This window comes from Asticcacaulis excentricus, from assembly GCF_003966695.1.
Lineage (GTDB): Bacteria > Pseudomonadota > Alphaproteobacteria > Caulobacterales > Caulobacteraceae > Asticcacaulis > Asticcacaulis excentricus_A.
On sequence record NZ_AP018828.1, the window covers coordinates 87,840 to 109,308 of the forward strand.

Here is a 21,469-nt window from a genome sequence, read left to right on the forward strand (position 1 = left end):
AGTAGCTATCGGATACCAAAGAACAGATTGGCCGTCAGGCGACGCGGGTTGCTGGCCTGCACCTGACCATAGTGGATTTGTCCAGCCCGGTAAAAGATCAGCCGGTTGAAGCGCGGTTCAATAGCGGCAATGGGCTCAAAAAACTGTGCCCGTGCCGCTTCACCGCTGCCGTCAAAACCATCCAGTTCCAGCCGTTTGGCGCGCTCAAAGCTATAGCTGCGACTGGGGGTGATCAGCTCGTGCCCACTGGCCCGATGGCGGAAAAAGGCCGTACCACCCAGATCGCCCTCAAAAAGGTAATGCACGCTGGCAAAGCTGTTGAGGCTGAAGGCGTCGATATGCGGCGCGGCCTGCCGCACGTCCATGGCGTCGGGGGCCTGGGTGGCCACGCCAAAAAAGCCAAACAGCGGCAAGGGCTGTGGCGTCACACCAAAATGCGGCAACAGGCGCGGCAGAAGCTCCGTCGCCACCACCGTCTTATAGGTCTGTGGCAAGGGGGCATTGAGGCCGGGATATCGCGATCCGGGCGCAGGCGTGCGAAAGGCCGCCGCGTCGGCTTCGGCAATCAGGGCCTGCGGATCGCTGAGCACCTCATCGACGATGATCAGGGGCTGCGCCTCATGGCCCAGAGACTGAACCGTCAAGGTAAGGTGGGGATTGAGAGAGATCATACAAAAAACCGCCTGAGAGAACGTTATTCCGGTTCCCTCAGGCGGTCAAAGCGCAAAGCGTCGCGATAAATCTATTGCAGGCCGCCGCCCGTGGCCGCGTAAAGCCGCGTCAGGTTCAGAGCGCGGGTCAGGCGCGTGGTGATCAGGCCCTGCTGCGCGCCGTAGAGGGTGCGCTGGGCGTCGGTTAGGGTCAGGCGCGAGTCCACACCACGATCGAAGCGGGCGCGCGACAGGGCTTCGGTCTCGCTGGCGGCTTCGACCACGCGGGTCTGGGCGGTCAGGCGCGTGTCGATGGTCGAGCGCACAGCCAAGGCGTCGGCCACGTCGCGGAACGCCGTCTGGATCGACTTTTCGTAGGTCGCCAGCGCAATATCCCGCGCCTTTTTCGAGCTTTCCAGCCCGGCGATATTGGCCCCGCCGGCAAAGATCGGCACCGAGATCGACGGCGCAAAGCTCCAGGTATCGGCCCCGTCAAACAGGTTATTGAGGTCCGTAGAGGCCTTGCCCACCGCACCGGTCAGCGAGATGCGCGGAAAGAAGGCGGCGCGGGCCGCCCCGATATTGGCATTGGCCGATTTGAGATCAAATTCGGCGGCCACTACATCCGGACGCTTCAGCAGCACGTCCGACGGCAGGCCGACCGGCAGGTCGCTCAGCACGGCGTTTTCCGGCAGTGAATTCGGCAGGTTGGCGGCTTCGACCTCAACGCCAACCAGCAGGCGCAGGGCGTTCTTGTCCTGCTGCACCAGCGCTTCCAGTTGCGCCACATCGGCGCGCGCCTGTTCGGTCAGGGTCTGCTCCTGACGCAGGCCCAGCGCGTCGGTGGCCCCAAGGTCAAAGCGCTTTTGCGTCAGGGACAGGCTCTCTTCGCGCAGACGCAGGGTCTCACGCGACAGGCGCAACTGCTCCTGATCGGCGCCCAGAGTCAGCCACGCCGTGGCCACAGACGAGATCAGCGACACCTTGGCCGCCTTCTGGTTTTCGGCCGAGGCGAAATAGGTGTTGAGCGCGGCATTACTCAAAGAGCGCACGCGCCCGAACAGGTCCAGCTCCCACGAGGCCCCGATGTCGGCGCTGTAGGACTCGGTGTCCGTACCTGTGCCGGTATCGGCGCGGCGGCCACTGACCGTGCCATTGACGGCGGGGAACAGGCTGGCGCGCTGCACGCTGTACTGGGCGCGCACGCGCTCGGCGTTCAGCGTCGCGATGCGCAGGTCGCGGTTATTGACCAGCGCCTCGTAGATGACGCTTTGCAGGCGCGGGTCAAGGAAGACCTTCTGCCACGGCAGGGTTTCCGCCGACTCTCCCTGCGCCGTGGCGGGCGTCGGGAACTGATCGGCCACCGGCAGGGTGCCGCGCTCATATTTCGGGGCCAGCGTACAGGCGCTGAGGACCAGAGCCGTGGCCGGGAGCATCAGACCGAGTTTAAGAGAGCGTGTCATTAGTGGTCCTCACGGTTGTGACGTGACTGTTCCAGAGCCGCCAGAGCTTCACGCTCCGCCGCCAGAGTCTTAAGGTGCTTTTCGTCCGCCTTGAACATCTTTTCAATGATGACAAAGAAAAGCGGGATAAAGAACACCGCCAGGAAGGTGGCCGACAGGATACCCCCGACCAGACCCGTACCGATGGCGTTCTGGCTGCCCGACCCCGCGCCATCGGCGAAGAACAGCGGCAGGATACCGAAGGTGAAGGCCATCGACGTCATGATGATCGGGCGCAGGCGGACGCGGGCAGCCTGAAGCGTGGCGTCGATCAGATTCATGCCGTTTTCGTGGTTGTGCTTGGCAAACTCCACGATGAGGATGGCGTTCTTCGCCGACAGGCCGATGATGGTCAGCAAGGCCACCTGCAGATAGATGTCGTTCGACAGGCCGCGCAGCAGGGTGGCAAGCAGCGCCCCCAGCACGCCCAGCGGAATGACCATAACGATGGCCACCGGGATCGACCAGCTCTCATAGAGGGCGGCCAGCAGGATGAAGACGACGAAGATCGACAGGGCGTAGAGCATCGGCGCTTCGGCCCCGGACTGCTTCTCCTGAAGCGACAGGCCGGTCCATTCGTAGCTGATGCCGGGGGGCAGTTGCGCGATGATCTTCTCCATCTCGGCCATGGCCTGACCCGACGACTTGCCCGGCGCGGCCATACCCTGAATATTCATCGACGGCGCGCCGTTATAGCGTTCCAGTCGCGGCGAACCATAGGCCCAGTGCGCGGTCGTAAAGGCCGACAAAGGCACCATCTGACCCTGATCATTGCGGACATACCACTGGTTCAGGTCTTCCGGCTTCATGCGGAAGGGCGCATCGGCCTGCACATAGACCTTCTTCACGCGGTTGCGGTCAATAAAGTCGTTGACATAGGCCCCGCCCATGGCGGTCGAGAGCGTGGCATTGACGTCGCTGAGGCTGACGCCCATAGAACCGGCGGCGACCTGATCGATGTCGAGTTTCAGTTCCGGCGTGTCTTCCATGCCGTTGGGACGCACGGCCATCAGCGACGGGTTCTGCGCCGCCATACCCAGCACCTGATTACGGGCATTGAGCAGGGCTTCGTGACCCAGACCCCCGACATCTTTCAGTTGGAGGTTGAAGCCTGATGAGTTGCCGAGTTCAGACACCGCCGGCGGCACGATGGCAAAGGCCATGGCGTCACGGAACTGGCTGAAGGCACCCATGGCGCGCCCGGCGACAGCGGGGGCTTTCAGGTCCGGCGACTTGCGCTCCTCAAAGGGTTTGAGGCGGACGAAGGCCATACCAGCATTTTGCCCCACGCCGGCGAAGGAGAAGCCGCTGACCGTAAAGTTCGATTCCACGGCCGGGTCCTTGGCAAAGTGCGCGCCGACCTGATCCATGACCTGACCGGTACGCTCATCCGTGGCCCCCGGCGGCAGTTGCACCAGCGAGAACATGATCCCCTGGTCTTCTTCCGGCAGGAAGGAGGTCGGGATGCGGGTGAACAGGAAGGCCATCAGGCCGACGATCACCGCGAAGACGATCATATAGCGACCGCCCTGCCCCAGAATCTTGCCCACTGTGTTGCGGTAGCCATTGGCCATGCGGTCGAAATTGCGGTTGAACCAGCCGAAAAAGCCTTTCTTGTCCTGATGCTCGGCATCAGAGGCCTTAAGAAGCGTGGCGCACAGGGCGGGCGTCAGGATCAGGGCCACCACCACCGACAGGACCATGGCCGAAACAATGGTGATCGAGAACTGGCGATAGATGACGCCCTGCGACCCGCCAAAGAAGGCCATAGGGATGAACACCGCCGACAGGACCAGCGCAATGCCGATCAGCGCCCCGGTGATTTCCTCCATCGACTTGATAGTCGCGGCCATGGGCGGCAGCTTGTCTTCATGCATGACACGTTCGACGTTTTCGACGACGACGATGGCGTCATCGACCAGCAGACCGATGGCCAGCACCAGCCCGAACAGGGTCAGGGTATTGATCGAATAGCCAAAGGCGGCCAGCACACCAAACGTCCCCAGCAACACCACCGGCACGGCGATGGTCGGGATGATGGTGGCGCGCCAGTTTTGCAGGAAGAGGAACATGACGACAAAGACGAGCACCACGGCTTCGATCAGGGTCTTCACGACCTCATGGATCGAGAGCTCGATAAACGGCGTCGTGTCGAACGGCACCACGTAGTGGTAGCCCTTGGGGAAGTTCTTTTCCAGCTCGGCCATCTTGGCCTTCACCGCATTGGCGGTGTTGAGCGCATTGGATCCGGTGGCCAGGCTGATGGCGACCCCGGTCGCTTCACGGCCATTGAACTTCACTGTACCCGTATATTGCTGAGCCCCCAGTTCGACACGCGCCACGTCCTCCAGCTTCACCACGGCGCCGCCAGAGGTGTTCTTGAGGATGATGTTGCGGAACTGCTCGATGCGGGTCAGGCGCGACTGCGCCGTAATCGTGGCGTTGAGCACCGTGCCCTTGACGGCGGGCAGACCACCCAGTTGCCCGGCCGAGACCTGCGTGTTCTGGGCGCGGATGGCATTCATCACGTCGGTCGGCGTCAGGCTGTAGCTGGTCAGCTTGGCCGGATCGAGCCAGATACGCATGGCGTACTGAGCCCCGAAGTTCTGGATGGTGCCGACGCCATCGACGCGGCTGAGCTGATCGACCAGGGTCGAGGACATGTAGTCGCCGAGGTCGTGGCCTGAGACATTGGGGTCTTCGGAATAGAGGCCCACCACCATCAGGAAGCTGGAGGTCGCCTTGGCCACGGTCAGGCCCTGCTGCTGCACCTCCTGCGGCAGGAGCGGCGTGGCCGATTGCAGCTTGTTCTGCACCTGAACCTGCGCGATGTCCGGATCGGTCCCCGCCTTGAAGGTCAGGGTGATCGAGGCCGCACCGCTCGAATCCGAGGTCGAATTCATGTACAAAAGGCCGTCAATGCCCTTCATCTGCTGCTCGACAATTTGGGTGACCGAGTCTTCAACGGTCTTGGCCGAAGCACCGGGATAATAAGCACTGACCGACACCTGCGGCAGGGCGATCTGCGGATACTGGGCGATCGGCAGGTTGGCGATGGACAGAAGGCCCGCCATCATGATGACGATGGCCACCACCCAGGCGAAGATCGGTCTATGGATAAAGAAACGCGAGATCATGACGGTGCCTTTGCAGGAACGGATGCAGTCAGATGGAGGTCTGGCAGATAGAGGTCTGGGGCTGACGACGGACACACTTCGGGCGTCGCGTCGTCAGTCATTTATTTAAAACGCTTGATTTACTTGGCTTTTTGCGCAGGCGCCGCGGCAGCCGGAGCTTCCTTGGCCGCACCGACACTGACGGGTTTGACCGGGGCTTCGGGACGGATCTTCTGAAGACCCTCCACTATCACCTTGTCACCGGCTTGCAGACCTTCGGTCACCAGCCACTTGTCACCGACCGTCTGCGCCACCTTGATCGGGCGCATCTCGGCCTTGCTGTCCTTCGACACCACCATGACCGTGGCATTGCCCTTCGGATCGCGCGTCACCGCCGGCTGCGGCACCAGAATGCCGTTGCCGACCACGCCCGACACGATGCGCGCCTTGGCATACATGCCCGGCAGCAGGACGCCGTTGGGGTTGGGGAACAGGGCGCGCAGCGTCACCGTACCGGTCGATTCATCGACGCTGACGTCCGAAAATTGCAGCTTGCCCTTGATGGGATAGACCGTGCCATCTTCGAGGACCATTTCGACATCGGCCGTGGCGGCCTCACCGATCTGACCCGCCGCCGCCGCACGCCTCAGCGCCATCAGCTCGGTGACCGATTGATTGATGTCGAGATAAACATTGTCGATATTCTGGATGCGCGTCAGCTCGGTGGCCTGCGCCGCCGTGACCAGAGCGCCCGGTGTGACGTTCGACTTGCCGATACGGCCAGAAATCGGGGCCACGACCTTGGTCCAGCCGACATTAATGCCCGCGGTTTGCAGCGCGGCCTGACCGGCGGCGACGGTCGCCTTGGCCTGAGCGTACTGCGCCTGCGCGTCGTCATTATCCTGCTTCGAGACGGCGTTGATCTTGACCAGTTCGGCATAGCGTTCAGCCTTCAGCCGTGCCGCCGTCAGATTGGCTTCGGCCTGAGCCACAGTGGCCTGCGCCTGAGCGTAGGAGGCCTGGAACGGCGCGGCGTCGATCTGATACAGCGGCTGACCCGCCTTGACGTAGCTGCCTTCGGTGAACAGTCGCGCCTTGACGATGCCGCTGACCTGCGGACGCACTTCCGACAGAAGGTAGGCCGAGGTGCGGCCTGACAGTTCGGTCGTCAGATTGACCGACTCAGACGCCACGACGACGATCCCGACCTCGGTCGGCCCGCCCATGCCCATGCCGCCCGCACCGGGGCCGCCTTCCTTCTTGCCGCAGGCCGTGAGGGTGAGGCCAAGCGCCAGCACCACCGCTGCGGATTTCATAAGGGGAAATTGCGATCTCATGCGGGTTCTCTCCGGAACGAAATGTCAGTCACTTGTAAATGCCGCCCTATACGTTGGCGCAGATCAAAGTGTGCAACGCAAAACAAGCCCTACACCTGTCGCACGGATGTGCAAGAAAGTGTCAGCACGAAATGAGAGTGAACGATCATTCTCATTTTTTCTGGCATTACGCGGCTTTTTGGTGTATGTCAAGCGCAGAGATAATATTAAAAATGTTAACCCCTTATCCACGAAGGGTTTGCCACCTCGGATGACCAGTACAGCTTTGAAGTCCGCACTTGCCGATTCCCCTACCCTGCCCCGTGCGCGTCAAAGCCGCGAGGAGCGACGCCAGCAGATTCTGGACGCCACCTTGCGCTGCGTCAGACGCTCCGGTTTTCATGGCGCCTCCATGTCCGACATTGCCGCCGAAGCGAAGATGAGTGTCGGCGTTATCTATCGCTACTTTGCGAATAAAGAAGCTATTATTGAAGCCATCGTCGCCAATGATCTGGCAGAAATGCGCGCCAAATTCGCCGAATGGGACCAGACGCCGGACGATCAGTTGCTGGACACCCTCCTCAACACCATCGACTTCGCGCTGGACCACAAGTACGGCCCCGACAAGAGCGCGCTGGCCCTCGAAGTGCTGGCCGAAGCCGCACGCAATCCGCGCGTCGCGGCCATCGTGCAGTCCGCCGACATGCAGGAACGCGAACTGGGCCGCAGCCTCTGTGAGCGCCTCAATCCGGGGTGTGACCGGCGGCGTCTGGACGCGCGCGGCGAAATCATCAGCATGTTGTTCGACGGCATGATGATCCGCGCCATCACCCATCCCGACATCGACCGTGAGGCGCTGGCCAACGATTTGCGCGCGGTGATGAAGGTGCTGTTTATCCTGAAATAGGTTGGCTCAGGGCGCGGCAAGATAGCACCATAAACAGCTTTTATCCGCCGCCGCCCCCACGGTTAACCCTCCATTAAAAAACGAAGCGTTACTGGACGTTCAGTTCAGAAAACGAGTCGGCTCAGACATGTGCCGGCAACAGGTGGGGGCGACTATGCTTGAGCGTTTGGGCATCCGGTTAGGCGTGGGCTGGCGCGACGGGCTGATCGCCGGAGGGGCCCTGTTTGCCGCCGCTGCCGTCACCGGTCTGGCGGTCTATCTCACGGCTTCGTCAGCGCTGAAAAACGAGGTGCGCACCAATCTGATGCGCGTCGCCGTCAGCGCGGCACAACTGACCGACACCACCGCCCACGCCCGCATCACCCGCCCGGAAGATCAGGGCAATGCCGATTACGAGCATGTGCGCGCCCCCTATTTCGCCCTGCTGCGCGGCAATCCGGACCTCGCCTACATCTACACCATGGTCCGGGTGGACGGTAAGACCCGCTTCATCATGGACGCCTCCATCCCCAAACCGGGCGAAACCGTCCTGCCGACGGGCGTAATGGAAGTCTATGAAGACAGCACATCGACCCTCGAAAAGGCCTTTGCCACTCAGGCCCCGCAGGTCGAGTCGGAAACCTACACGGACAAATGGGGCACCTTCCTGTCGGGCTATGCGCCGCTGGTGGACAAGGGCCGCTTTGTCGGTCTGGTCGGCGTCGATATCCGCGTGGACGCCTATCTGAAACGGCTGGAGGGCATCCGCAACGCGCTGCTGACCGGTCTGGGCGTGGCGGCGCTGGCGGCCATTGCCGCCGGGCTGATCGTTGGACGCCATCGCCACGCCGCCGAGCGCGTGCGTCAGGAAAACGCCGCCCGCTCGCAGCAATTGCAGGCCATGGAGCACGACCGCCTGCGTACCGAGCACGCGGCGCTTCAGGCCGAAGCCAGCCGCCGCGCCGCCATGTCGGAGGCCGCTACCGCCTTTGAACAGACCGCCTGCCGCATTCTCGACCAGGTGAAGCAGTCAGTCGGCGGCCTGCACGAACGCGCCGCCGATGTCTCGGAAATCGCCATCCGCACCCGCGAAGGCGTCGAAACCGCCGCCACGGCGACGCGCAATACGCAAGAGCGCGCCCGGCACGTCTCCGAAGCCGCGCAGGCCCTCAGCCTCGCCATACGCGATATCGCCGAGCGCAGCGCCCGCTCAGACGCCATCGCCCACGAAGCGGCGCACCGCTCCGCCGACGCGGCGGCCAAGCTCGACTCCCTGTCAGCCCGGTCGGCGCAGATCACCGACATTATCGGCCTGATCGACGACGTGGCGTCCCAGATCAATCTGCTGGCGCTCAATGCCACCATAGAGTCGGCGCGCGCCGGAGACGCCGGCAAGGGCTTTGCCGTCGTCGCCTCAGAGGTCAAGACCCTCTCCGGCCGCGTCGCCGAAGCCACCCGCCGCATCACCACCCAGATTCAGGATATCCAGTCGGCGACTCGTGAGACCGTGGACAGCGTCGGGGCCATCCGCAGCATCATCGAAGACATGGGGCGCACGGCTCAGGACGTCGCTCAGGCCGTCGAGGCGCAAACGGGCCTGACCGCCCGCATCGGCGAAACCATCGAACAGACCGCCGCCGACGCACAGGCGGTGGGGCGCACCCTGCAACAGGTGCACCGTTCGGCCGATGAAACCGATCAGACCGCCGCCTGCGTGAGCGAGGAATCGGCGCATCTGGCCGAAGAAACCGCACGCCTTAACGGGGCGGTGGACGCCTTCCTGCGCGCGGTGCGGGCGGCTTAGGGAAATCAATGGTCGGCAGGCTTCACACAACTGTCACAAAACTGTTGTAATGCCCCCTCAGCTTCACAGCACCGCCTGCCGTTTACCCTTGCGTCATATTTGTTTAACGCAGCGGTGCTTTACCGGTGGTTGGATTCGGATACGGGCTTCCCATCGGAAACGTGTTCGTCGGATCATCGGAGACGAGTAGATGTTCAAACCCTTCGCCCTGGCGCTTGGCGCGCTGCTGATGCTGACCGCGTGCTCGGATAAGGGTGCTGCGACGGCCGAAGGCAAGGACGCGCCGGCGGCGGGCGACATCACCGGCGCGGGTTCGACCTTTTTCGCGCCGCTGGGGGCCAAATGGGCCGAAACCTATAAGGACACCACCGGCGTCCGTCTGAATTATCAGTCGATCGGCTCCGGCGGCGGCGTGCGTCAGATCAAGGTCAAGACGGTCGATTTCGGCGCCACGGACAAGCCGGTAAAGCCCGCTGACCTCGACGAAACCGGCCTGTTGCAATTCCCCATCGTCATGGGTGGCATCGTCCCCATCGTCAACCTGCCCGACGTCAAGAGCGGTCAGATGAACCTGACCGGCCCGCTGCTGGCCGATATCTATATGGGCAAGGTCAAGCGCTGGGACGACCCGGCCATCCGAGCCCTTAATCCGGGCCTGAAGCTGCCGCACCTGCCCATCACGGTTATCCACCGCGCTGACGGGTCGGGCACCACCTTCCTCTTCTCCAACTATCTGGCCAAGGTCAGCCCGACCTGGAAGGAAGAGGTCGGAGCCGCCGACGCGCTGGAATGGCCCGCGGGCCTTGGGGGCAAGGGCAATGAGGGCGTCTCTGCCTTCGTCAAGCAAACGCTCGGCGCTATCGGCTATGTCGAATTCGCCGTCGCCGCGCGCACCGGCACCGCTGTCGCCAATATGCGCAATCACGACGGCCACATGATCGCCCCGTCCATCGAAGCCTTTGCCGCGGCGGCTGCCGGGGCGGACTGGGCCAACGCGCCGGGCAACCAGCTTCTGCTGCTCGATCAGCCGGGGGCTCAGGCGTGGCCGATCACCGGCACCGTCTTCATCGTCATGCACAAGACGCAGGACAAGCCGGCCAGCGGCCGCGCCGCCCTCACCTTCTTCGACTGGGCCTATACCAATGGCGACGCGCTGGCGACAAAAATGCACTACGTCCCCCTGCCCCCTGAGGTGAAGCAGATGATGCGCGCCCAGTGGTCGCAGATCACAGGTCCGGACGGTAAGCCGGTCTATGCCCCGGCCACCCCCGCGCCCGCCGTGGCGGCGTCTGCCGCCTCCGCTCAGTAAGCTTATGGAAACCCCGATGTCTCTTCAGAGCGCCCGCCACCCAGACCCCGTTGACCCGATCTTCCGCGGCCTCGCCTTCGCGGCGGCGACGACCCTGCTGCTTACTCTGGGCGGCCTGATCGTCGCCCTGATGATCGGCGGCTGGCCCGCCATCTCCAAGTTCGGCTTCGGCTTCCTGACCTCCAGCACCTGGAACCCGGTCACCGAAGTCTATGGGGCCGCCGGTCCCATCGTCGGCACGCTGATCACCGCGGTGCTGTCTCTGACCATCGCCCTGCCCATCGCCGTCTGCGTCTCGGTCTTCCTGACGCAGTACTGCCCCAAGCAGATCGCTCAGCCGGTTTCAACCGCCATTGAGCTTCTGGCCGGTATCCCCTCCATCGTCTATGGCATGTGGGGCCTGTTCGTCTTCGCACCGTGGTTTGCGCGCACGGTGCAACTGCCCATCCTGACCAGCCTCGACCCCGAAAGCTTCTGGGGCAAGCTGCTGGCCGGGGTGCCCAACGGCGCCAATATCTTCACGGCCTCCATCGTGCTCGCTATCATGATCCTGCCCTATATGTCGGCGGTCTTCCGTGAACTGTTCCGCTCGATCCCGCCGCAGGTGCGCGAAGCCGCCTTCGGCCTCGGCTGCACCTCCTACGAAGTGGTGGGCTCGGTCCTGATCCCCTACGTCAAGAAGGGCATGATCGGCGTAGTTATGCTGGGCTTTGGCCGCGCCCTGGGTGAGACCATGGCCGTCACCTTCATCATCGGCAATTCGCACCGCTTCCCGGACTCGCTGTTCGCTTCGGGCTCGACGCTCGCCTCGACCATCGCCAATGAGTTCAACGAAGCCTCCGGCGTCCACCTCGCCTCGCTGATCGCGCTGGGTCTGGTGCTGTTCCTGATTACCTTCACCGTTCTGGCCATCGCCAGGGCGCTCCTGTCCTCGCAGCGTTACTAAGGGAGGCAAGAGCATGGATCGCGCCCTTCGCCGCAAAATCGCCAATCAGGCCTTCGTCATTATCTGCACCGGGGCCGCGCTGGTCGCGCTCGCTGCGCTGGCCCTGATCATGTTCTCGCTGCTGACCAAGGGCGTCGGCGGGGTGGACCTGATGCTGTTCACCGCCGACACCCCGGCCCCCGACTCGCCGGGCGGCCTGCGCAACGCCATCATCGGCTCGATCCTGATGTGCGGCGTCGCCATGATGATCGCCGTGGTCATCGGCGTGCTGGCCGGGACGTGGCTGGCCGAAATCGGTGGCAACACCCCCTATGGCCACGTCGTGCGCTTCCTCAATGACGTGCTGCTGTCGGCCCCGTCCATCCTGATCGGCCTGTTCGTCTATTGGTGGGTCGTTGTGCCCATGGGCGGCTTCTCCGGTTGGGCCGGGGCGATCGCACTCGGTATCATCGCTACCCCCATCGTGACGCGCACCACCGAAGACATCCTGAACCTTCAACCCAATGCCCTGCGTGAAGCCGGCATGGCGCTGGGGGCCTCTCAGTGGGTTACGGTGCGCAGCATCATCTGGAAGGCGGCCGGGGCCGGTATGCTGACCGGCGGTCTCTTGGGCTTTGCCCGTATTTCGGGTGAAACCGCGCCGCTGCTGTTTACCGCTCTCAACAACCAGTTCCTGAGCTTCGACATGTCGAAGCCCTTCGCCAGCCTGCCGGGCGCCATCTATCCCTTCGCCATGAGCCCCTACGAGACGTGGAACACCCTCGCCTGGGCCGGGGCGCTGTTGATTACGCTGGCGGTTCTGGGCGTCAACATTCTGGGGCGCTGGCTCGCCCGCGACAAAGATCACAAGTAAGGCCTCGTCATGTCCGACACCGATTTCCAAAGCGTCATCACCCCGCCCCCGGCCGATCAGCTTGTGCTGGAAACGCGGAACCTCAACTTCTACTACGGCACGCATCAGTCGCTGTTCGGCGTCTCCATGCCGGTCAAGCGCAATGGCATCACCGCCCTGATCGGTCCGTCGGGCTGCGGCAAGTCCACCCTGCTGCGCACCATGAACCGCATCTATGACCTCTATCCGGGTCAGCGCGCCGAAGGCGAGATTCTGGTCGATGGCGAGAATATTCTGGGCCCCAAGGTCGATGTGACCAGCTTACGCGCCCGCGTCGGCATGGTGTTCCAGAAGCCGACCCCCTTCCCCATGTCGATCTACGACAATGTGGCCTTCGGCGTGAAGCTGTACCACAAGAAGTCGAAGTCGCAGATGGACGAGGTGGTCGAAAAGGCCCTGCGCCGCGCCGCCCTGTGGGACGAGGTGAAGGACAAGCTCACCAAGTCCGGCCTGTCGCTTTCGGGCGGTCAGCAGCAGCGCCTGTGCGTCGCCCGCGGCATCGCGGTTGAGCCGGAAATCCTGCTGCTCGACGAACCGGCCTCGGCGCTCGACCCCATCTCGACGGCCAAGCTGGAAGACACGCTCGAAGAGCTGAAGCGCGACCTGACCATCATCATCGTGACCCATAACCTGCAACAGGCGGCGCGCCTGTCGGACTACACGGGCTTCATGTATCTGGGCAAGATGGTCGAATACGGCCCAACCGAAGAACTGTTCGTCAAGCCGAAGGTCGAGCGCACCTCCGACTATATCGGCGGCCGCTTCGGTTAAGCTTCAAAGGCGGCGGGCATATCGCGAGCGGCATTCAATACCCGCACCACTTCGATACCCTGCTCTACAGGACGATAATAAAGCACATAGGGCCGGATCGGAAAGCTGCGCAACCCAGCGTAGAGTTCCGGTCGGGGTCGCCCCATGTCGGGATGCAAAGACAACTTTCTCAGCGTTTCGGCAATACGATCCAACATCTTATCCGCGGCGTCAGGACGATCTTTGGCGATATAAAGCCACAGGGCTTCGAGATCGTCTTTCGCCCTTGCCGTCTTTAAAATCCGGGTCATTCCGCCGCATTGAGTCTGGCGCGACCTTTGGCCTTGATGGCTTCAATATCCAGTTCTCCTGCGGAACCGCTGTCGATGCCTTCACGGATCGCCTCGCGCAACGCCTCAAGTTTGGCCGCCTGAAACCGGTCATTGGCTTCCATCAGGCGCAGCGCATCGCGGATTACTTCGCTGGCATTATTGTACAGGCCGCCCGCGACCTTCTCACGCACCATATCTTCGAGACGCGGCGTCAGGTTTACATTCAGGGTCATGGCGTATCTCCTGACTAGAGCGATGTGCGGAAAAGTGTGAGCGGTTTTCCGCAAAAACATCGCGACAAAACAAAAATTTAGAGCGAAATGGCGTTTCCGCTTGAAGTCATTTCGCTCTAAAAGATACGCCCGCCCCCAAAATTGTCAATCTTTGACAATCACGCCCCCGGCACCAGACACTGCGGGCCGATCTCGCGGATCGACTTGACGCCGGTGAGCGCCATGGCGACGCGCATTTCCTTCTCGAACAGACTGAGCAGGTTGGAGACCCCCGCCTCCCCCCCGGCGGCCAGCGCGTAGATAAAGGCCCGCCCCAGCAGCACACCGTCGGCCCCCAGCGCGATCATACGCACCACATCAAGGCCCGTGCGGATACCGGAATCGGCCAGAATGGTCAGGTCGCCCTTCACGGCCTCGGCAATGGCCGGGAGGGCGCGGGCTGATGACAGGACGCCATCAAGCTGTCGCCCGCCGTGATTGGACACCACAATGCCGTCGGCACCGAAGCTCACCGCGTCCTTGGCGTCTTCCGGATCGAGTATGCCCTTGATGACCATCGGCCCCTTCCAGAAGTCTCGGATCCATTCCAGATCCTTCCATGAGATCGACGGGTCGAAATTGGCCCCCAGCCAGCCGATATAGTCGGCCAGACCCGTGGCCTTGCCCAGATATTTCGAGACATTGCCCAGATCGTGCGGCGTCCCCATCAGGCCGACATCAAAGGCCCAGTGCGGGTGCGTCACCGCCTGCCACAGGCGGCGGATCTCGGCGTGCGGCCCACTCATGCCCGAATGGGCGTCGCGGTAGCGCGCCCCCGGCACCGGCATATCGACGGTAAAGACCAGCGTGCGGATACCGGCCGCCCAGGCGCGTTCCAGCGCGTTCTTCATGAAGCCGCGATCTTTCAGCACATAGAGCTGAAACCAGATCGGCTTGTCGCACTTGCCCTGCACCTCCTCGATGGGGCAGACGCTGACGGTCGAAAGCGTCAGGTTGATGCCGGCCTTTTGCGCCGCGCGCGCCGCCTGCACCTCGCCGCGACGGGCATACATGCCGGTCAGGCCGACGGGGGCCAGAGCTATGGGCATGGACAGCTTCTCGCCCAGCAGTTCCGTCTCCAGACTGAGCGACGACACGTCCTTCAAAACCCGCTGGCGCAGCGCCACGTCGCCAAGGTCCGACACATTGCGCGCCAGTGTGCGCTCGGCATAGGCCCCGCCGTCGATATAGTGAAACAGGAAGGGCGGCAGCCGACGCCGGGCGGCTTCGCGGTAATCGGTCGAGGCGGAGATGATCATGGCAAACCCAGCGATTCAAAGAATTGGAAAAGCACGGACGATGCTCTAGCATGGGGCCAAGCCCGATGACAATGCGTGGACAATCCCGTTCAATCATCATAGATCAAAATTAATCACCTCCCGTTTTATTCAGGAAATGCCATGCCCGCTGCCTCGATGTTCGACCTCTCCGGAAAAACCGTGCTGATCACCGGAGCCAATCGCGGGCTGGGTCAGGGCATGGCGCTGGCTCTGGCCGAAACCGGGGCCGATATCTGCGCCGTGGGCTCATCGGGGGCGGACACCACCGCCGAAAAGGTTGCGGCTCTGGGGCGCCGGTTCCATTTCATCCGCGCCGATCTTACCTCCATTTCGCCCATAGAGGACATTGTCGCCGAAACTTTGAGCGTCATGGGCGGGCTCGACATCCTCGTCAACAATGCCGGGTCGATCCGCCGGGGCGACGTCACGGAATTCACCGAGGAAGACTGGGACGCGGTGATGAACCTCAATCTGAAGACCCTGTTCTTCATGTGTCAGGCCGCCGGCCGTCACATGATCGCGCAGGGCCACGGCAAGATCATCAACACGGCGTCGCTCCTGTCGTTTCAGGGCGGCATCCGCGTCCCCTCCTACACGGCGTCGAAGTCGGGCGTGGCGGGCATTACGCGGCTTCTGGCCAACGAATGGGCGTCCAAAGGCATCAATGTCAACGCCATCGCGCCGGGCTATATGGCCACCGAACTGACCGAAGGGCTGCAAAGCGACCCCGAACGCGCGAAGGCGATTCTCGACCGGATTCCCGCCGCACGCTGGGGCACACCAGAAGATTTGGGCGGCGCGACGGTTTTTTTGGCCTCTAGCGTGTCAAATTACGTAAACGGAGTTATTATCCCCGTCGATGGGGGCTGGCTGGCGCGCTAATGCGTCTGCTCCGGCCCCATCCGAACCCCTTGAGGAGACAATGACCACAGAGACTCTTTCGACCACCGCGCCGCTCAAGATGGCCGATATCGCCCGCATGGCCGGCGTTTCAGTGTCCACCGTTTCGCGGGCCCTGGCCGGAAGCCCCCTGATCCCCAAGCCGCTGCGTGACAAGATCGCGGCGATTGCCGAGGAACATGGCTACGTCGTCAATCAGGCCGCCCGTAACCTCCGTCTGAAGCGCACCCGCACCATCGGCCTCGTCCTTCCCGACGACGGTGACCGCAAGCTGCGCGACCCGCACCTCTTGAGCATGATGGGCGCCCTCACCCAGGCCGTCTTCAAACGCGGCTATGAGCTGCTGGTGCTCAAGACCCCGGCCAAGCGTCAGGGCGCGTTGAAGGACCTTGTCCGCTCGCAGCGCTTTGACGGCATGCTGGTCCTGCCCGACACCGCCGCTAAGGATCAGCACGAGGCGCTTAGCGACCTCGCCCGCTACTACGCGCCGCTGGTCGTCTGGGGCCGCTTGCCGGACCAAAACTACTGCGGCGTCGAAGCCTCGACCGCCACGGATGAAAACGCCGAGGAGATGGTCGATCTGCTGTTCCAGCGCCTCAGCGAAGACGAAAAAGCCAAGGCCGTAAAATAGTCTCCGTTCCCCCGATACCGTCGGGGGTTCAGTGACCCTTCAAGATAAGAACAAAGCCCTCCGGAGTGATCCGGAGGGCTTTGTTTGTCCGTAGCAAGAAGGCCGCCCGGCGAACCGGACGGCCTTCTCTTGTTTTTAGAACTGCGTCGAAAGGCTGACCGAGACCGACGTGCCCGGATCGTAGCGATCGACATAGACGCGCTTGTCGTTGATGGTCTGATATTCCTTGTACTCGGTGCCCATCAGGTTACGGGCCTCAAGCTGGAAGTTCAGGCCACGGCCAAAGGCGTCGAAGCCCTTGCGCCACACGAAATCGACCTGCGTGCCCGGCTCCTGCATGATGTCGGGGTCACCGACAATACCCGAACCGCGCACCGAGATACGCTCGCTGACATAGGTGAGCAGCAGGGTGGCCTGCGACTTGGCTTCGGAGTCTTCCCAGCCGAACTGCACGTTGGCGAGGTGATCCGACTGACCTTGCAGCTTGGAGCCGTCCTTGATGTACAGGCTGGCTTCGACCGGCTGGAAGGTGGTGCGGCTGAAGGCGATCTTGTCGCCGGCCTTCACCTTCACGCTGGAGTCGGTGAAGGTGTAGTTGGCCTGCACCAGCCACTGCTTGCTCTCGAAGAAGCCGCCCTTGATCGGGCTCTCGAACAGGCCCTTATAGTCCACCTCAAAGCCCTGAATATTGGCCTCCGGGGCGTTGACGAAGGTCTGCTGGAGTTGGGTGCCGGTCGAGATGGTTTCGACGGGCTTGTCCAGCGTCTTGTGGAACAGGCCGGCGGTCAGGTATTCGCCCGCGCCGTAGTACCACTCATAACGGGCATCGAGGTTGGTGATCTCGGTGTCCTTCAGCAGCGGGTTACCCGTGTAGGAGCGGTCGCTATCGGCTTCGCGGAAGGTCGGCTCGGCCAGTTCGCGGAACTGCGGACGGCCGATCGTCTTGGACGCGCCAAAACGCAGTTGCATGTCGTCCTTGAAGTTCCAGGTCACCGTACCCGACGGCAGGAGATAGGTCTCCTTGATCTGGGTCGCGGCGCGCTCCGGCTTGGTGTTGGTCTGATAGAGGTAACGCAGGTCGTTACGCTCCTTGCCGCTTTCGTAGCGGAGACCGGCGGCGACGCGAACCAGCGGAATGACTTCCAGATCGGTCTTCACGTAGTAGGACGACACGAACAGGCCGCCCTTGTAGGCTTGCGGCGAGTCCGAACCGGTTTCCCACAGTTGCAGGAAGTCCGGGCGGATATTGTAGTCGGAGAAGAGGTAATCGACGCGGGTATATTTGGCCAGCGAGTCGTTCACCGACTTGAACTCAAAAGCCCGGCGCTGGTAGTCGCGCTGGTTGTCGAGCACCGAGACACCCGCCATCAGCTTGCCATCACGGCCTTCACCGAGGCTGTAGTCCCAGGTCAGGTTGGCACCCAGATACTTGGCCACGTCCTTCAGGTTCGAGAAGGCGGTTTCATTGCTACCGCCGTTACGCAGGTCGGTAAAATAGAGGCCTTTTGTCGCCGTGTTGGAGGTGTCCAACTGATAGTTGATGAACTTGTCATACGGCGTATCGCGCACCGTCACGGCGTAGGAGGCCGTCCAGTCGAGCACCAGCTTCGGCGTCAGGGCGTGCGTGCCGGTCAGTTGGCTGAGGCCCAACTCGCGCTGATACCAGCCGGTACGGTCCTTGCGGTAGAAGAAGCCGTTGGAGTTGAACCCGTCACGGGTAGCCGCGAACTTCGTCGTCTTGCGGATATACATGCCGGTCCACTTCAGGGTGTGGGCACCGCGCGTATAGCCGAGCGACAAAAGGCTGTTCAGCGAGACATTGTTGGCCGAGTTCGTATAGTCATCCTCGTAGTGGATGCCGTTCTTGACCGACCAGTTGTTGGAGAAGTCGGCCACGGCCACGACGCCGAACTTGCCACCCAGAACGTCATAGGTCTGACCGGCGCTGCCGTTCAGGCTGAAGTTGGGGGTCGGACGGCCGATTTGCAGCAGGTTGAGGTCGGCATTGGTGAAGGAATGACCGATCTTCTGAAGCTCGTTGGTCGCGCCCGTGCCCGTCGCCGGGTAGGTGTTCGGGTTGACCAGCTTGCCTTTGGCCAGCGCATTACGCAGTGGATCGGGCAGGCTGCGGGCCCCGTCGTCATAGCCCAGCCAGTCGGTGGCCGAGCCGAAATAGGTGACGGTTTTCTTGCCGGTCGTTTCGCTGTTGTAACCGGTGCCGATGCCGAGGCTCAGGAAGTTGTCGCGCGGCAGGGCCACGGTCTGAAGATCGACGACACCGCCGCCGAATTCGCCCGGATATTCCGCCGAATAGGTCTTTTGCACCGAAACGCGGCCCAAAAGCGACGCCGGGAACAGGTCGAGCGGCACAACGCGTTGCAGCGGTTCCGGCGACGGCAGCGGCGCGCCGTTCAGAAGGGCCGACGAGTAGCGCTCGCCCAGGCCGCGCACATAGATAAACTTGCCTTCGACCAGCGACAGGCCCGCGACGCGCGTCAGGGCCGTAGCGGCATTGTCGTCGCCGGTGCGCTTGAGGTCTTCGGTGGTCAGGATCGAAGTGACTTCTGCCGTGCGACGCATGGTCTTGGGCAGGTTCTTGCCGCGCACGACGACTTCTGTAACGGCGTTGGAATCGCCGGTGGCGGCTTCCGCTGGCTGGTCGGCAGCCGTCTGAGTCTGGTCTTGCGCCACGGCGGCGTTTACCGCCGCCAGCGACGTCGTAGCCATCAGCAAGGCGCCGAGGGAGAGAGTATGCAGTTTCATGGGATCAACCTTTGCTGAAGGACTTGGAGAGCAGAGCGCGTCGCGGCGGGGTTTCCCCCGCCGCGCTGTCGCTTGCTACTGGCAGGACTTCTCGCCGGTGCCCATGCCGCAGGTCCAACCCTTGTACCAGGTGTCGTTAGCGTCCTTCACGGCACCGATGTAGGTCGGATTGGTGAAGAAGCCGAGGTTGTTATTGGCCGCATCGTTGAGGATGGTCGGGTTGGTCACCGCAACGGCGTTTTCGGTCGCACCGTTGACGATGTCGTTGGTCAGGGTCGTCGCCGTGCCGATCGAGTTGTTGGTGACGGTCGGCAGCAGGGTCGCGGTGACCGAGGACACGCGGGTGATGTTACCCGTATTCCACAGGGCTTCGGCCTCAGCCACGGTCGGCAGGGTCTGACCGGTGTTCGACGAACCCGTCTGGACGCTCACCGAAGCGATACCGCCGCAGATGCCCATGACCGAGCGGAAGGCGACCTGAGCGATCACCGTATTGTTGTCCTGCACCAGCAGGCAGTTCGACGACGGGCTGGTGGTGCGGATGATCGAGTTCATCAGCAGAAGGCCGGTGCCGGTGTCGAGCTTCAGCGCCTGAGTATTCAAGGTGTTCTTCATGATGATGGTGGCGTTCGATACCTTCGGGTAGGCGAACGGACGCAGGGTGCCGGTGTTGACAACCGCCGTCGGCGGGCAGAAGGCGCGAACACCACCATTGCCACCCTTGTTACACGACATTTCGAAGCCGAAAGACCCCGAGGTCGAGCGGGCGGCCTGCAGGGCGATCATCCACTGCACCGAACCCGACCAGGTGTTGTCGGTATCGAACTGCTCATCGTCATTGCCGACCAGCACGAGGTGCTTGGCGTTGACCGCGCCGCCGAAGAATTCAACGCCGTCGTCGGACGAGTTATAGACCTGAACGTAATCGACCGTGGTGCCCGCGCCGACGCCGGCGAAGGTGATGCCGTTCAGCTCCTTGCCCACATCGACCTGATAGCCGGTGTAGCGGACCTGCACGTACTTCAGCGTACCGGAATTGTCGGCGAGGCTGTTGCCGCCGAAGTTCAGACCGGCCACGGCTTCGAAAGACGCGCCGCAGGTGTTGAAGCCGTCGAGGTTGGTCGGAACCGCGTCAGTGGCGCAGGAGTTCGACGGCGCACGGCCGAGAAGGACCAGACCGCCCCATTCGCCGATCGAGTTCGAGGTCGAAGCGCCGGTGACGTTGTTCTTGGAGGTGAAGATGATCGGATTGGTCGCCGTGCCTTCGGCGAAGATTTGCGAACCGCGTTGCACGGCGATGTAGTCGAGACCAGCCGAACCGAAGACAGTGACGCCCGGCTCGATGGTCAGCACGCCCTTGCGCGCACCGGCGATCGGGGAATTAACGTTCGGCCCCATGTCCTCACCGATATTGACGCGGCCCGAGACCGAGTAGATGACGCCGTCGAGCTTGGCCAGGGTCAGGCTGCCCGTGATGGTGTTCGGCAGTTGGCAGTTGCGGGCCTGAGCACCGCCGGCGAGCGTGATGACGCCGATATTGTCGGTGCCGGTCGGACACGAAGCCGCCGCGACACCTGACGTGGAAGACGACGACGATGACGAGGACGAGGTGCCGCCGCCGATCAGCACGCCTTCGCCCGGCGAAGCGACGTTGTCAGCCCCAAAGCAGCCCGCCAGAGCCACAGCAGCGGTAAAGCCCAGCAGACCCAGGCGGAATTTCGTGGAAGTGTTCATGTCATCTCTCCAGACCAGCGCAGCGGCGCGTCGGGAGACCCCGTTCTGAACGCACCCATGCCATCATTCGGCCTTATAGGGAGGCTGTGTGACAGAACGCCCAAACTTGTATGACGGATTTGTGTAAGCCCGAAAACCGGCACTTACCGGCGGCGGAATCGCCTCTGTAAGGCGCGTTATGTGTCTTTGGTGTCACGTTTTCGCCTGTCAGAGCACGGACAGACTCGCGAACAGAGCGAAACATAGAGCAAAAAAAAGAGTGGTCAGCGCAGGGGCAGACCACTCCAGTAGGGCCGGGGGGAAATGAGGGAAAACCCGGTTACGGACGTGAGCGTGGCACAGATAAAGCCCAATAGCAATATTGGTTATATCCTTTTGTGCGGGTT

General features: G+C 62.4%; 17 protein-coding genes. 8 read left to right on the plus strand and 9 right to left on the minus strand.

Features of this window, described 5'->3' with window-relative positions:
- Positions 1-5: 5 nt before the first annotated feature.
- The 4 genes from EM6_RS11490 to EM6_RS11505 form a co-directional block, all read right to left on the minus strand.
- Positions 6-671: a DUF6445 family protein gene (locus EM6_RS11490; protein WP_126423157.1), complete on the minus strand. Its 666-nt coding sequence runs from the start codon at positions 669-671 to the stop codon at positions 6-8.
- 71 nt (positions 672-742) lie between these two features.
- Entirely contained in the window at positions 743-2,113 is a 1,371-nt protein-coding gene (locus tag EM6_RS11495) for an efflux transporter outer membrane subunit (RefSeq protein WP_126423158.1), read from the minus strand.
- On the minus strand, positions 2,113-5,289 hold the full coding sequence (locus EM6_RS11500) for an efflux RND transporter permease subunit (protein ID WP_126423160.1): 3,177 nt from the start codon (positions 5,287-5,289) through the stop codon (positions 2,113-2,115). The genes EM6_RS11495 and EM6_RS11500 overlap by 1 nt, the downstream gene beginning before the upstream one ends.
- A gap of 119 nt (positions 5,290-5,408) precedes the next feature.
- The gene (locus EM6_RS11505; protein ID WP_126423162.1) at positions 5,409-6,605 is read right to left on the minus strand and encodes an efflux RND transporter periplasmic adaptor subunit; all 1,197 of its coding nucleotides are present in this window, start codon (positions 6,603-6,605) and stop codon (positions 5,409-5,411) included.
- Between the two features lie 250 nt (positions 6,606-6,855).
- On the opposite strand from EM6_RS11505, the gene EM6_RS11510 reads away from it, so the two are divergent.
- The 6 genes from EM6_RS11510 (at position 6,856) to pstB (ending at position 13,192) form a co-directional block, all read left to right on the plus strand.
- On the plus strand, positions 6,856-7,491 hold the full coding sequence (locus EM6_RS11510) for a TetR/AcrR family transcriptional regulator (RefSeq protein WP_172961246.1): 636 nt from the start codon (positions 6,856-6,858) through the stop codon (positions 7,489-7,491).
- A gap of 154 nt (positions 7,492-7,645) precedes the next feature.
- Positions 7,646-9,274 (plus strand): methyl-accepting chemotaxis protein, encoded by a 1,629-nt coding sequence (locus EM6_RS11515; protein ID WP_172961247.1) that lies wholly within the window; start codon positions 7,646-7,648, stop codon positions 9,272-9,274.
- A gap of 229 nt (positions 9,275-9,503) precedes the next feature.
- On the plus strand, positions 9,504-10,583 hold the full coding sequence (pstS, locus tag EM6_RS11520; RefSeq protein ID WP_420000744.1) for a phosphate ABC transporter substrate-binding protein PstS: 1,080 nt from the start codon (positions 9,504-9,506) through the stop codon (positions 10,581-10,583).
- A gap of 16 nt (positions 10,584-10,599) precedes the next feature.
- The gene (pstC, locus tag EM6_RS11525; protein ID WP_126423168.1) at positions 10,600-11,529 is read left to right on the plus strand and encodes a phosphate ABC transporter permease subunit PstC; all 930 of its coding nucleotides are present in this window, start codon (positions 10,600-10,602) and stop codon (positions 11,527-11,529) included.
- A gap of 13 nt (positions 11,530-11,542) precedes the next feature.
- A complete protein-coding gene (pstA, locus tag EM6_RS11530; protein WP_126423170.1) occupies positions 11,543-12,382 on the plus strand; it encodes a phosphate ABC transporter permease PstA in 840 nt (279 codons plus the stop codon).
- A 9-nt stretch (positions 12,383-12,391) separates the two neighbouring features.
- Positions 12,392-13,192, plus strand: a complete 801-nt coding sequence (pstB, locus tag EM6_RS11535) for a phosphate ABC transporter ATP-binding protein PstB (protein ID WP_126423172.1) — start codon at positions 12,392-12,394, stop codon at positions 13,190-13,192.
- Here pstB and EM6_RS11540 read toward each other — a convergent pair.
- The 3 genes from EM6_RS11540 to lldD all read right to left on the minus strand — a co-directional run bounded on the left by EM6_RS11540 (position 13,189) and on the right by lldD (position 15,034).
- Positions 13,189-13,482, minus strand: a complete 294-nt coding sequence (locus EM6_RS11540; RefSeq protein WP_126423174.1) for a type II toxin-antitoxin system RelE/ParE family toxin — start codon at positions 13,480-13,482, stop codon at positions 13,189-13,191. The two genes, pstB and EM6_RS11540, sit on opposite strands and share 4 nt — an antisense overlap.
- Entirely contained in the window at positions 13,479-13,736 is a 258-nt protein-coding gene (locus EM6_RS11545) for a type II toxin-antitoxin system ParD family antitoxin (protein WP_126423177.1), read from the minus strand. The genes EM6_RS11540 and EM6_RS11545 overlap by 4 nt, the downstream gene beginning before the upstream one ends.
- A 158-nt stretch (positions 13,737-13,894) precedes the next feature.
- A complete protein-coding gene (gene lldD / locus EM6_RS11550) occupies positions 13,895-15,034 on the minus strand; it encodes an FMN-dependent L-lactate dehydrogenase LldD (RefSeq protein ID WP_126423179.1) in 1,140 nt (379 codons plus the stop codon).
- Positions 15,035-15,175: 141 nt separating this feature from the next.
- Between lldD and kduD the strand changes: the two genes are divergently transcribed.
- Both kduD and EM6_RS11560 read left to right on the plus strand, forming a co-directional pair.
- Positions 15,176-15,937, plus strand: coding sequence for a 2-dehydro-3-deoxy-D-gluconate 5-dehydrogenase KduD (gene kduD / locus EM6_RS11555; RefSeq protein ID WP_126423181.1), 762 nt, complete (start codon positions 15,176-15,178; stop codon positions 15,935-15,937).
- A 40-nt stretch (positions 15,938-15,977) separates the two neighbouring features.
- The gene (locus EM6_RS11560; RefSeq protein ID WP_232037156.1) at positions 15,978-16,586 is read left to right on the plus strand and encodes a LacI family DNA-binding transcriptional regulator; all 609 of its coding nucleotides are present in this window, start codon (positions 15,978-15,980) and stop codon (positions 16,584-16,586) included.
- Positions 16,587-16,721: 135 nt separating this feature from the next.
- Here the strand turns inward: EM6_RS11560 and EM6_RS11565 are convergent, their stop codons facing one another.
- Together EM6_RS11565 and EM6_RS11570 are read right to left on the minus strand one after the other, a co-directional pair.
- On the minus strand, positions 16,722-19,349 hold the full coding sequence (locus EM6_RS11565; protein ID WP_126423183.1) for a TonB-dependent receptor domain-containing protein: 2,628 nt from the start codon (positions 19,347-19,349) through the stop codon (positions 16,722-16,724).
- Positions 19,350-19,424: 75 nt separating this feature from the next.
- Positions 19,425-21,083, minus strand: coding sequence for a hypothetical protein (locus EM6_RS11570; protein ID WP_126423185.1), 1,659 nt, complete (start codon positions 21,081-21,083; stop codon positions 19,425-19,427).
- Positions 21,084-21,469: the final 386 nt, after the last annotated feature.